Raw genomic sequence first — 12,268 nt, 5'->3', positions numbered from 1 at the left:
TTGCCGGGCCCGGCTCATGCGTCCTGCAGGCCTGCCACTCTGGCCCGAAGACGGTCTGCCAATGCCTTGTAGGTCAGGCGGTCCTTCGAAGTGACAAGTGCCACGGCATCCGGGGTCCGCGCTGCCCATTCCAAGAACGCGTTGTGCAGGCGATGCCTGGGGGTGGGGTCCGTTGTGCCTTGCGGCAGCAATGCTTCGGCACCGGAGCGGGCTTGCTTGAGAATGTCCCGGCAGGAGGCCGCAGGATCCGCCAGAACGGCGCGCAGCAATCGGGCTTGCTGATCCAGAAAAAGCCGCGCGCGGGTGTCGGACAAATGCGCCTTGTCATAGAACGCCCGCGCGGTCAGAACGCCGCCATCCTCGGCCCAGACAAGGTTCAAATCGAATTCCGTCCGGCGATCCAGAAACTCGCGCGGGCCGACTTCCAGCGCGCCAGCCTTGATGCGCGCCGCCGGTGGGAACATGTTGATCGAAACGCTCGGTCCTTTCTGGGCGGCCAGAACGGCATCAAGGATCGGCGCACGCTCCAGCGCGACGGTGTTTCCCACCTGCTTGGCAAGATCCCGTGCGAAGCTGCCAAACGCACGGCCCGGATCAAAGCTCAGATCAAGGGGCAGGGTGTTGGAATAGGGCCCGACGATGGAATTGGAAGCCCCGAACACCTTGCGCCCTGAGGTCTGAAAAAAGCTCGACACCTGTGTTTCACCGGAATAGCCGTGCAGCCCCAACGCGTAGACGGCCGAGAACAGACCGAATTTCGTTGTGCCGATCGACTTGGCGGTCATCCGCACCGAGCGAGACAGATCGTCAAAGGACCGCTCGACGAAATGGCCTGCCGAGGATTCTTCGCCGGTTTCGAACCCGTCTCCGATCAGGCGCACGGGTTGTGGTAGCGCCGTCACCAGATCATTGACAGCGCGCAGCTCGGACGGGTCCTGGGCCGCTTTGATATCGATGTCGTAGTAGGAGGGCGCCGACGGCAGATCCTCCCCGGCATAGAGCTTGAGCAATTCCCGTGTCATCACGCCGCGAGAAAATCCATCGGTGGTGGCGTGATGGGCCGCAATGGTAAACCGCCATTGCTCGCCAAGGTTGGCGACGAGAACACGGATCAGCGATCCTGGCACCCTTGGATCCACGTCTTCGAAAACCAGCGGCAATGCCCAGGACCGGAACGCAGAGAGGCTGTCATCTGCAAGCCTGCAGCTGTGGTACTGAAACTGCGGTTCTTCGGAAATACGCGCCTGAACAGCCCCTTGAATGATGTCAAAAGAGGTGCGCAACGCGTCATGACGCAGAACCAGTTGCGTTGCCGCTGCCCGAAACCTTGTCTCGTCCAGTTGGCCCTGCACGAGATGGCCCATGGAAATCATGTACGACCCCGCCTCGGCGAGTTCGGACCTCACATAGCGGGTCTGGTTGGGCGTGGCCGTGACGGTTCTGAAATTGAACGCAGCAATGCGCTGAGCAGCACCGGACATGTCGTATCGTATACTCCTGATGCTGCGCGAGAGTTGTGAAGTCAGGCAGCCGCTTCACTCACAATTAAGCTATGGGTTGTTTGAATGTGTTGCAACTCTACTTTTCCGGGAATTCAGGAAACGTGCCCTTCGGCCGGGTTTTTGTCGTGGTAGCAAAACCGTTGCCAAGTCCAATCTTGCCCCGTAGCGTTCGGTGTGGGGGAGACGTTGCTTGAAAATCACCAAACCAAACTGTGGCAGGCAAGCGCCCGTTTCCCATGCCGGGACCTTTTGATCGTGTGAGTTGCTGCCCTGATGGAACGATTTTTCTTCAAGAAGATTGAGCTTTGGTTTGTTCTCCTCCTGCTTCTCCTTGCCGCGATCGGCGCGATCCTGTTCGGCGCCGCGGTCCGCAACGAGACGCTGGGCCACAGTCGCTTCGGGGCGTTCGGAACCTTTGCCTACAAGCTTGCTGCGGCCCCCGCAGACCTACAGGACGCATTGAGTGCAAAGGACGACAACTGGATGTCGGTCCGGGATCCGCATCGCTTTCCCGGTCTCTCGGGCTGGAACTTTGACCAATCTACCCCTGAGGAGCGTCCTGACGGGTTCATCCTGCTCAGCCGCTATGACCGTGCGGTCGAACGTCATGTGGTGGAACTGGTCGACCTGAAGTCTGGCGCGACCGAACACCGGCTGGTGACCCGCCCGGAAGAGTTCTTCGCCGGCTGGACCCCGGAAATCGAGAACGACATCGCAACGGCGCATATCCCCAAGCGCTTTCGCGCCATCCATCCCTATTTGCTCGAAAACGGCGATCTGCTGATCAAGGACCATCACTCTCCGCTGGTGCGCCTGACCCCCTGCGGCGATCTGGTCTGGCGCAGCAAGCGCGGCTACTATCATCACGCCCTTGAGCGTGGACCGGACGGGCATTTCTGGCTGCCCGACAAGCTGCCGCTGGAAGCTGACTACACGGTCAATGACAACTTCGGAAATGTGGCCATCGCGCAGATCAGCGAAGACGGAGAGGTCCTGTACAGTCGGTCCATCGGTGATGTCCTGATCGAACACGGATACGAGTACCTTGTTTTCAACTCGAGCGAATACAACAACAACCCGATGCACCTGAACGATGTGCAGCCGGTTTTCGAAGACGGTCCCTATTGGAAACGCGGCGATGTGTTTCTCAGCTTCCGGGACTCCTCGATGGTGCTGCAATTCCGCCCCGAAACCGACGAGATCATCTGGATGCGTCGGGGGCCGTGGCGGGCACAGCATGATGTCGATATCGTCGACGACCACACCATTGCCATCTTCAACAACGACGTGATCAACACCTCGGGCCGCGCCTATGTGCGCGATGCCAACAAGATCAGCTATTACGATTTCCAGACCGACAGCGTCAGTGGCCCGCAAGACGATGCGCTGGCGGAACTCGAGGTGAAGGCCCTGTTTGGCGGGCTGTTCGAACGTCTGCCGGGCGGCTTCGTGATGGTAGAGGAAACCTCGCAGGGGCGGCTTGTGATCCTTGATTCCGAGGGTCAGGCGGTGGTCGAATATGTCAATCGCGCCGAGGACGGTCTGGTCTATTTTCTCGGCTGGACCCGGTACATGAGCCGCGCCGATGGTGCGCGGGCCGTCGAAGCCATCAAGGCGGCCAACTGCGAAAGCTGACACAAGGGATCGCGGGGAAGACAGGCCGCTTCTGCCGGTTTCGGTTCCAGCCGCTGGGCGGTGCGGGACGTCTTTGATGGGTGGGCCTGCCGCTGGCCGCCGGTCACCTAAATAGGCCGCCATGGCCAGTGTTTGCGCCGCACGCCATTGAAGACCGGCCTGCGACCGCTCTAGGTTGCGTCAACGAAATGCGCAGGGGATTTTCAGGGCATGGGATTTATCGGGACGCCCACGGGCAGGCATCCAAGGCGCGGTCTGCGGCCATGAGGCTTGCGATTGCCCTCAGCGGGGGCGGCGCTGCCGGGATCGGGCATGTGCCGGTGCTGGAGGTCGTGGACGAGTTGGGGCTTCACCCGATGGCAATATCGGGCACCTCGATGGGGGCAATGATTGGTGCGGCGTATTCCGCGGGCATGTCGGGCCGGGACATTCGGGAGTGGATCCTGAGCATTGCCGACAATCCAGCCCGCGAGATGAAGCGGTTCCTGGCGTCCAGACCGGGCCGGTTCCCGATCATGCCGGGATCTCTCAACGCGCATCACGCCGTTCAGATTGCCTTGCCACCGACCATGCCCGACCGGTTCGACATGCTGGGGATCCCCTTCACGGCAGTTGCGACGGATTTCCACGCGCGCGAAACGGTGTTTCTGCGCGAGGGGCTTCTCAAACCCGCGCTGGCGGCGTCGATCGCGATTCCGGGCGTGTTTCGGCCCACGCTTCTGGACGGGCGGGTGCTTATGGACGGGGGCGTGACCAACAATCTTCCGCTCGATGCGCTGCCGGATGCGGATCTGGTGCTCGCGGTGGATGTGGCCAGTGTTACAGCGCAGGACAGCAGCGAGGTGCCTGGCCCGATGGAGGCCGCAGTCGGGGCGATGCGGATCATGATGCACCGGATGCTGAGGCAGCAGCTTGAAGATCGGCCCGGGGCGGTTCTGATCGCTCCGAAGGCCAGCGCCTTCCCGGCATTGGCATTCCTCAAGGCCGCCGAGATCCTTGAGGTGGCGACGGCCGACAAGGACGCCATGAAGCGCAAGCTGGAACGGGCGCTGGCCTGACACGGCACGGAAGCGGCGGCGCGATCCAGCGGCCGCCAAACCGTGTCTTCATCTATGTCACGCTTCAGGGGCGCTCCCATCCTCTCTGTTTCCGGTGAATTCGTGGGCATCGCGCTTTCTCCAATGCCCCGTTCAGTCTACGTATTCTGGAACTTCGAACACATACACGACAACCGGGCGGCGCGTGCCTGCCCAAAAGACCGTCGACAAGGAGAACCGCCATGCGCCTCGCATTTGCCCTTTGCATTGCCCTTGCGATCCCGCTTTCGACGACAGATGCCACGGCGCAAACAGAGACTTTCCAGGATCGCGTTGCAGGTGCCGAGCTGCGGTCAGGGGCATTCGACCTGTACCAGAAAGACGGCGAGCTGTTGCTTGCGATCCCGCGCGACATGTTTGAACGCAGACTGATCTGGTACGCCGAAGTGTCCGGGTATCCCACCGATGCGGTGGCTTTGGGCGGAAACGCCCTGGGCGCACGACTGATCCAGTTGGAACGGCGCCCGGATCGCGTCATGGTGCGGTCCCTGTCTGGCACCGCGTTCGAAAAGGTCTCGGGTGATCCGCATTACACCGGCGGTCGCGACAAGCTGCGCCCGGTGAACCTCGCCGTGGAGCGCGCCAATCTTGGTCCCATCATCGTCGATTTCCCGATCCTTGCGGAAGACGACACCGGGGCCGTACTTGTGGATTTGCGCGATGCGTTCGGGGGCGATATCGTCGGCTATTCGGTCGCCGCGCTGCTGGCCTCCACCGGTCTCGCGCCCGGGCCGAACGACCCTGACCGGTCCTACGTTGTCGAGGCGTCGGTTTTTCCCGACAACCTCTTTGTCCGGTCGCAACTGACCTTCGAAGCGACCGATCAGTCCGGGCTGGCACAGCCGGTTTCCGTGGAAACGGCGCATTCGATTGCCGTGCTGCCGGAAACCCCGATGGAGCGTCGCGCCCATGACGACCGGGTCGGCTTCTTCTTCACCGAGTATCTGGTTTATGAAAGCGCGTTCGGCGATGTGCAATCGCGCGACCGTGCCGCCCTTCGCTTTCGTCTTGAACACGCCGAACCGGATGCGCCGCGTCCGTCGGACCCGGTTGAACCCATCGTTTTCTATCTCTCGCGTGAAATCCCCGAACGGTGGCGTCCCTACATTCGCCAGGCGGTCGAGGACTGGCAGACCGCATTCGAGGCCGCGGGCTTCACCAACGCGATCATTGCCCGCGATGCGCCAAGCCATGAAGAGGATCCTGACTGGTCCCCGGAAGATGTCCGTCACAGCGTGATCCGCTGGGTTGCGCAACCGGTGCAGAACGCCATGGGTCCGAACATTCACGACCCGCGTTCCGGCGAAATTCTTTCCGCCCATATCCTGGTGTGGCCCGACGTGGTGAACCTTTTCAGCCGCTACTACTATATGCTGATGCATCGGACCGACCCCGCCGCGGCCAAATTACCGCTGCCGGAGGCGTTGCAAGGGCGCATCCTGCGCTATGTAGTGTCCCATGAGGTCGGCCATACGCTTGGCCTGCGGCACAATCATCGCGCCTCGACGGCCTGGACAACGGCACAGCTGAAAGACCCTGAATTCACTGCGCGGAACGGCAGCACGTCTTCGATCATGGCCTATGGGCGCTTCAACTACGTGGCGGCCCCGGATGATGGCGTGTCTCGGTTCATTCCAATCATCGGACCCTACGACCGGCACGCCATCCGATGGGGCTATTCCACCGGACTGAACGCAGAGGAACTTGCGGCCATCGCAGCAGAGGCGGAGGATCGCCCGGAACTCAGGTGGGGCGCCGGCGAGCTTGGCGAAGAATATCTTGCCCGGTTCGATCCTCGGGTTCAGACCGAGAATATCGGGGCGGACCGGATATCGGCGACGCGCGCCGGGATCGATGCGTTACACGCCAGTCTGGCGGCGCTGCCTACGGCTGTTGAAGAGGCGCGCAATCCAGAGGCGCTGCTGGTTGTCACCTACGACGAGGCGCTCAGCCGGTACGTCGGGATCGCGGGAAGTGTCGGCAAACTGATCGGCGGCGTTTCTCAGACGCTTGGTGGTGACAGGCCGTTTGCCTATGTCGACCCGCAGGAGCAACGGCAGGCGGTTGAGTTTCTTGCAGGGGAAGCCATTCTAGGTCTCGATGCCTTCGCCGAACCGGGGTTGCTGGCCCGCTTCCGACCCATCGGCGGGCTAATCACTGTCGAAAGCGCGGCGGCGGAGATCATGAGCGAGGTCCTGAACCGCGAGCGCGTCAGGATGGTTTACATGCAGCGGAAATTGCATGGCGACGCGTTCATGTCTTTGCAGGACTACATCGGACAGATCACAGAGACCCTGTTGGCCGACCTTCCGTCAAAGGGCCTTGTTTCGCCAGCACGGCAGGGCGCAATTCTGGCCTATATCGACATCCTGACGGACCTGACCGCCGAGGACGGCAATGGCGAGGATCTGGCTGCGCTGGTCGACGCCGGGTTCCCCATGGAAGTCGCCATGGTTGCGATGGGCGAACTGAAAGGGACGTCCATTGGCGAGATTGCGACCGCGGAGCTTGAGCGCATGATCGCGTTGCTGGGTGCGGGGTCGTCCGAATCCGGCGAAGGGGAAGAATAGGGCGGGGGGGCTGACAGAGCGGCGCTGGAAATGATGGACGGAGCAATTCCTTTCCTGTTGGACGCAGCCTGGTGGCGCGCTAACCTTGGACAGGAATGGACAGATACGGACATCTGAAAGAGGTTCTCAATGCACAAAGTTGTCGGTCTTTGCCTGGTCCTGGTCGGTGCGGCCAGTGCTGCCCAAGCCTTTGACAGGCAGACAACAAACGCCCTGAAGACCTGTCACGACTACCTTTGGCAAGTTCCCGAGTTCATGGATATGCCCAATGCAGCGATTTCGGTCTTTCCTGCATCTCAGAATGGCGACACCATCATCGTGAACTGGAATGTGAACTGGGACGAGCCGACCGTGCGGGCGGCTGGAAACTGCACCGTCATCGACGGGAATGTCGAAGGTTTCGAAGACTACACGAAGTGACGTCTCGCAAATGACAGACACCGACCGCAGCACCAACCCACGGGCTGAAGGCACGCGCTGGAAAGGGTGCCAGCGCAGATGACGTGCCAATGGCAACAACCCTTGGCGCTTCGGCAGTGCTTGCTGGACAATCACGTCTCACATGAAGCGGATGAGGCATGAGACGGGTGGCATGGTTCGGCTTGCTTTCCTGCATGGTGCTTGTGGTCGTCGTTTTGGCGGTTCCACAGGTTCGGTTCCTGTTCTTCGGGCTTCCGGAAAAACGGCTGGAAGGAAGTCCGATTTCCGAGGGGAAAACAGGCCCGGCGCCGGTGGCCGAGGTGTCCCGAAATGAAGTGCACCAGGCGTTGCGGGACGCGGGGCTGAGCGAACAGCCGCTTCTGGGGGACATTTCCATCGCCGGCCATCTCGCCCGGCTTGATGAGGGTGCGGTCACATCCGCGCAACTGATGGAATATGCGGATGGGCTCAGGGTTCTCGCGCTTCGAACCGGCGACGCCGGCCGCCAGATTCCATCCGCGTTCTGGGACGTGGATACCGACCAGTTGCGCGCAGATGGTTGGGACGCCTATGGCGTTGTCGAAGCGCTTGCCTCGGCAGAGGGCGAACCCTATCTTGCGGCGCTTGGCGCGGCCTACACCCGGTTTCACGCCTTCAAGCTGGCTGATCTGTCGGGGGCCGACACCGATGATACGGCGCTCGACACGGCGCTGGACCTGTTCGAGCCCGCCAACGACCTGATTGATGCGGTGCCGCCGGAGCATATGCTGGAAACGTCTGAGTTCATTGGCGGAAAGGAACAGGCGGCCCTTTACCTTTGGCAGCAACTGGTCGTGGGGTCGTCGCGCCGCAACCCGCTGACACATATCAAGTTGTTCAACCATGGCTTCACCACGCGGTTCCACGTCGGAACGATCTGGCAATACGACACCGGGATTGCTCAGGACAACTCTACGATCTGGGGCGTTTCCGGCTTTGCGCCCGTGTTCGTAGGCCCGCCCGAGAACAACAACCAGATCGAGCATATGTCGATCAGCATGACGGTTCAGGGCATCCTGCGCGAGCCGCTTTTGCTTCTTGAAGCCTTCGAGGAGATCGAAGCCCTTGTGGGGTCGTCATCCGCAGGCGAGGCCGCTGCCGACGACGCGTTGAATGCTGCAATCCAGCAGGCGTTCCTTCCCGGTTTCGAGGACGATCTTCCGTCGGCGGTTGACGCGCTGCGTGGGCAATTGCGCGCGCGCTAGTGGCTGCCATTCCCGCGCGTGGGTGCAATTCCATAACAGATGGTTGTGGGAACGCCGCCTGCCACAGACGCGTTCTCACAGGTGTGCCGCTTGCAGGGGCGCGGCGTTGCGCGTGCGGACCAGCGGCGGGCACCACGAGCAAGTCGGCGGATCTGACGGCCATGATCCCATTCCTTGCCTTTGGTCCTTACCTGATACAGATTTATAGGCGGGGCCGGGATGTCTGTATTGCTGCTGGGTCTGTAGGACACCGGACATGCGCGGAACCCTGCTTTGGGAGGAGTGTGTCATGACATCAAAGATCGAAGGGTCCACACCACCGGACAATCAGGCGCCGCAACGGGGCCTGCCCAAGGTGAACAAGGTGACGGCGGATGATATCACCGCGTCGCTGAAAGAAGGGTTTTCCGACTTTCTGGCGCGCCCCGTCATGAGCGGCTTCTTCGGCCTGTTCTACGCGGTGTTTGGACTGCTGCTGGTCTGGTGCCTGGTCTGGCTCGACATGCTCTGGATGATCGTTCCCGCGGTGGTCGCCTTTCCGCTGGTCGCGCCTTTCGCGGCTGCCGGGCTGTATGAAATGTCCCGCCGGCTGGAGGCAGGGGAGAGCTTCGGCTGGTCTGAAATCCTCACCGTCATGGCCAATCAGCGCAAGCGCGAGATGGGCTGGATGGCCTTCGTCACCCTGTTCATCCTGTGGGTCTGGTTTTACCAGTTCCGCACCGTGTTGGTGATTGTCCTGAAGGATTCATCCTTTTCGGATCTGGACGGGTTCCTGCACACCGTGTTGTTCACGCCGCAGGGCTGGACCTTTCTTGCGATCGGGGCCTGCGTTGGGGCATTGCTGTCTGCGGTCCTGTTCTCGGTGACCGTTGTGGCCATGCCCATGCTGCTCGACCGGGACATGGATTTCGTTTCCGCCATGATCACTTCCGTTCGCGTCGTCGTGGAAAACCCGGCGGTCATGCTCACCTGGGCGGCAATCATCACCGTGACCATGCTGTTATCGCTGGTTCCGGCGTTTCTGGGCCTAATCTTCACCCTGCCGATCCTTGGCCACACCACCTGGCATCTTTATCAGCGGGCGGTGGCCCCGGCGGAGGGGGAGTCCGTGCAGCCATCCCTCTGACTGGCTAGGTGCCTTTTCGAGTGACGGGAAGAAAAGTCCGAAAAAAGGTCATTGGGGAGCGCGTCCCCGGACCGCCGGAATTGTGCAAGTACAGCAAACTGTGAACGCGTAGTTCGCCTGTCCTGAAAGCGGCCGGAACAATCGGCTGTACGTTTCCAAGGCAGGCCGACAGCCATATGCGCGTGAATCCAAGATGATCTCGGCACCGCCAAAAGCCGACTTGGAGCCGGTTGTGATCAGATCTTTTGACGGTCGCGACAGTCCGGGTTTGCAACTGCCCACCGTGGTGTCAGGCGAAACGATCTACTGCTCTGCTGCGCACTCGACTGCGGCAAAGCACACCTCGTGTCCACCCAAGGGAATGGAACCGGTCCTGTCCCGGATTCCTGACAGCATCAGCGTGGCGATATCGACCTCCTCGCCAGATACGGTCACCAGGGTTACATGGTCTTCCGACATCCCGAGATCCGGAAATTGCTCGCCACTTGTTGTTGCGAGTTGGATGTAATCCCGCCCGTGTCTTTGTCTATAGTCGTAGACATGCTCGTGGCCGTTGAAAACAGTGTAAGACCGGTCGGACAAAGCGGCTTCGATGGACGAGAAAGCCACATCTCCCTCCCGTTTCCAGGCCGGTTTGTGAACGAACAGGAAGGTCCAACGGACATCTGGATTGTCTGCAATGACCGCCCGAAAATACGCGGCCTGTCCGGCGCTGATCGTGCCCGAAGCGCGTTCCGGCATCTGGTTGTATTCGGTCGCCGCGAAGGCTTTGGGCCCTTCTGTCTTGTAGATTTCAACCGCTTGTGCACGGGCGGCCGCGATCTCGTCTATCCGGGACGGGGTGTTGTCTTCGGTGTCGAGTACCAGGAACAGGACATCCTTGTAGCGGAAATGGTAAAAGCTTGGCCCGAGCCGTGCCTGCCAGATGTCCTGCGACAGTTGCGTCGACAGGTCGTGATTGCCCCCCACGTAGAAGATCGGTGCTTTCAACGCCTCCACTCTGCGGTCGTAGTCCTCCCATTCACGCAGATGCTGGTCGCGGTCCACGTCACCGCCTTCGATCAGGTCGCCGACGCTGATTACAAATTCGGGGCGCAGCAGATTCAACTGCGCCATGGCGATTTCGAACACTTGGGGTCGCTCGCCGCCTGTCAGGTCGGAATGGATTGCGAACATGAACCGGTCTTCTCCAACGTCAAAGACCTTGTCGGTCCATGGGGTGGGGCCATCCGCGATGCCGTGCGAAAACGGCTGGGCGACAATGGACACGGCCGAAAGGAGGAGAGTGGCTGTTGCGGCGACCAGGTGTTTCATACTTGTGTCCCTAGAACACGATCCGTGCCCGCAGGCTGAGGATGGTCAGGTCGTCCTGACCGGGATCAAGCAGCGGGTTGTTGATATACTGGATCGAGGGCGTGATCTGGAGATCCGGTGAGATATTGAAGCGGTAGAAGACTTCGGTGGTGAACTGGGTGTCATCGATATCTTTCGCCTCGGCCCAGTTGAGGCCGATACCCGCAAGGTCAGTGTTCCGTCGGTACCAGCCCAGACCGGTGGAAAGAGACCGTTGGTAAAGCGAGGCGGTGCCATCGGAAACGCCGGCCCGCAGGAACGGCATCCATGTATTGTCGAAGAACCAGGCGGCAGAGAAGGCGGCACCCTTGTCTTCGGCCCGGCTGCCATCCTCGGCCTCGTCCGATTGCCAGACGGTCAGGTGGACATTGTCGAAATAGATCCGGTCGATGCCGCTGGTATAGCCGATCTCGATGGATTTGAACGTTTCACCGGTTTCGAACACATCGAAACTCGGCTTGGTCGGGTCCCCGTTCGCATCGGCCACCGCACCCACAACATAGAAGTTCTCTCCCAACTTCGCACCGCCCGCAATCCCCAGGCCGGGATTGGGCGCGTTGATCGTGGGATTGGTGTTGAATGCCAGGTTCTGGAACGAGGTCCAGGGACTGACAAGGCCATAGACATCCACGAAATCGGTCAGGTCAAGTTGACCGAACTGCAATGTCCATCGCCCCTTTGCATCCCGCTGGGACCAGAAAAGGTTCGTCAGCATCGTGCCGTTGTCGTTGAAGCCAGTGCCGGTGATCGACATTGCGCCGGAATCAAAGCCAAAGAACTGGGGCGCGATGGCGCCGTAGGCGTGCCGGTTTTCGACCTTGAAGGTCAGCGACCCGTTTTCGGTGGCCTGCCAATTGCCATAGAATCGGAGGATGCCACCGCCGGCCTGTCCTTCGCCCAGGTCGCTGTCGCTCCTCTGGCCGAGCGCAAGGTAGTCGATGTTGAACCGCAAGCCATTGTCGGCCAGCCCGTCTTTCCAGGCAAAGTACCCCGGCAGCACGTTGCGTGGAAAGTCTGTGCGCGGCTGCGGATCGGTGAGCCCGTCGCCGGGTGTCAGGTCCGCCTCGACGGATGACGGGCCAGAAAGGCCCTGTTGGGCCCATGCGGCATGCGGCAGAAGCGTCAGGGCCAGCAGCATTGCCCCCGCGTAAATGAATCTCGACATGGGGTCTCCCGCTTGCCGGTTTTGGCTTGGTTCGCTTTCAGCTTTGCGCATCGGTCACAAGCGTGCGTGCCAGATCGGTCTGGTCGATCGCAACCGAACAGTCGGTCGCCGACAGTGCCGTGACATTCAGTGCCGAAAACCGCATCGCCTTTGACC

9 protein-coding genes are annotated in these 12,268 nt (G+C 60.8%); 6 read left to right on the top strand and 3 right to left on the bottom strand.

The genetic code is table 11. From position 1 onward, the window contains the following. Positions 1–14 precede the first annotated feature (14 nt). Positions 15–1,481 (bottom strand): condensation domain-containing protein, encoded by a 1,467-nt coding sequence (locus H8B03_RS00175; protein ID WP_193139059.1) that lies wholly within the window; start codon positions 1,479–1,481, stop codon positions 15–17. Between the two features lie 294 nt (positions 1,482–1,775). Here H8B03_RS00175 and H8B03_RS00170 point away from each other — a divergent pair, with 294 nt between their 5' ends. The 6 genes from H8B03_RS00170 to H8B03_RS00145 all read left to right on the top strand — a co-directional run bounded on the left by H8B03_RS00170 (position 1,776) and on the right by H8B03_RS00145 (position 9,594). Further along, positions 1,776–3,137: an arylsulfotransferase family protein gene (locus tag H8B03_RS00170; RefSeq protein ID WP_193139057.1), complete on the top strand. Its 1,362-nt coding sequence runs from the start codon at positions 1,776–1,778 to the stop codon at positions 3,135–3,137. A gap of 263 nt (positions 3,138–3,400) precedes the next feature. Further along, positions 3,401–4,195, top strand: coding sequence for a patatin-like phospholipase family protein (locus H8B03_RS00165; RefSeq protein ID WP_193139055.1), 795 nt, complete (start codon positions 3,401–3,403; stop codon positions 4,193–4,195). 221 nt (positions 4,196–4,416) lie between these two features. Continuing rightward, the gene (locus tag H8B03_RS00160) at positions 4,417–6,804 is read left to right on the top strand and encodes a zinc-dependent metalloprotease (RefSeq protein WP_193139053.1); all 2,388 of its coding nucleotides are present in this window, start codon (positions 4,417–4,419) and stop codon (positions 6,802–6,804) included. A gap of 129 nt (positions 6,805–6,933) precedes the next feature. Then, positions 6,934–7,224: a hypothetical protein gene (locus H8B03_RS00155; RefSeq protein ID WP_193139051.1), complete on the top strand. Its 291-nt coding sequence runs from the start codon at positions 6,934–6,936 to the stop codon at positions 7,222–7,224. A 158-nt stretch (positions 7,225–7,382) separates the two neighbouring features. Beyond that, the gene (locus tag H8B03_RS00150) at positions 7,383–8,468 is read left to right on the top strand and encodes a hypothetical protein (protein ID WP_193139049.1); all 1,086 of its coding nucleotides are present in this window, start codon (positions 7,383–7,385) and stop codon (positions 8,466–8,468) included. A 289-nt stretch (positions 8,469–8,757) separates the two neighbouring features. Then, positions 8,758–9,594, top strand: coding sequence for a DUF2189 domain-containing protein (locus H8B03_RS00145; protein WP_193139047.1), 837 nt, complete (start codon positions 8,758–8,760; stop codon positions 9,592–9,594). A 303-nt stretch (positions 9,595–9,897) separates the two neighbouring features. Here H8B03_RS00145 and H8B03_RS00140 read toward each other — a convergent pair whose 3' ends face one another. Further along, entirely contained in the window at positions 9,898–10,908 is a 1,011-nt protein-coding gene (locus tag H8B03_RS00140) for a metallophosphoesterase (RefSeq protein ID WP_193139045.1), read from the bottom strand. 10 nt (positions 10,909–10,918) lie between these two features. After that, positions 10,919–12,112, bottom strand: coding sequence for a carbohydrate porin (locus H8B03_RS00135; RefSeq protein WP_226925622.1), 1,194 nt, complete (start codon positions 12,110–12,112; stop codon positions 10,919–10,921). Between the last annotated feature and the right edge of the window lie 156 nt (positions 12,113–12,268).

The sequence above is a fragment of the Meridianimarinicoccus sp. MJW13 genome (genome assembly GCF_014901205.1).
In the GTDB taxonomy this organism is placed as follows: domain Bacteria; phylum Pseudomonadota; class Alphaproteobacteria; order Rhodobacterales; family Rhodobacteraceae; genus Meridianimarinicoccus.
This window is presented reverse-complemented; position numbering and strand designations above follow the sequence as displayed.

Excerpts from the sequence above, each read along its gene's own strand:
- H8B03_RS00175 (WP_193139059.1), bottom strand. The coding sequence starts at position 1,481 with ATGTCCGGTGCTGCTCAGCGCATTGCTGCGTTCAATTTCAGAACCGTC.
- H8B03_RS00170 (WP_193139057.1), top strand. The coding sequence starts at position 1,776 with ATGGAACGATTTTTCTTCAAGAAGATTGAGCTTTGGTTTGTTCTCCTC.
- H8B03_RS00165 (WP_193139055.1), top strand. The coding sequence starts at position 3,401 with ATGAGGCTTGCGATTGCCCTCAGCGGGGGCGGCGCTGCCGGGATCGGG.
- H8B03_RS00160 (WP_193139053.1), top strand. The coding sequence starts at position 4,417 with ATGCGCCTCGCATTTGCCCTTTGCATTGCCCTTGCGATCCCGCTTTCG.
- H8B03_RS00155 (WP_193139051.1), top strand. The coding sequence starts at position 6,934 with ATGCACAAAGTTGTCGGTCTTTGCCTGGTCCTGGTCGGTGCGGCCAGT.
- H8B03_RS00150 (WP_193139049.1), top strand. The coding sequence starts at position 7,383 with ATGAGACGGGTGGCATGGTTCGGCTTGCTTTCCTGCATGGTGCTTGTG.
- H8B03_RS00145 (WP_193139047.1), top strand. The coding sequence starts at position 8,758 with ATGACATCAAAGATCGAAGGGTCCACACCACCGGACAATCAGGCGCCG.
- H8B03_RS00140 (WP_193139045.1), bottom strand. The coding sequence starts at position 10,908 with ATGAAACACCTGGTCGCCGCAACAGCCACTCTCCTCCTTTCGGCCGTG.
- H8B03_RS00135 (WP_226925622.1), bottom strand. The coding sequence starts at position 12,112 with ATGTCGAGATTCATTTACGCGGGGGCAATGCTGCTGGCCCTGACGCTT.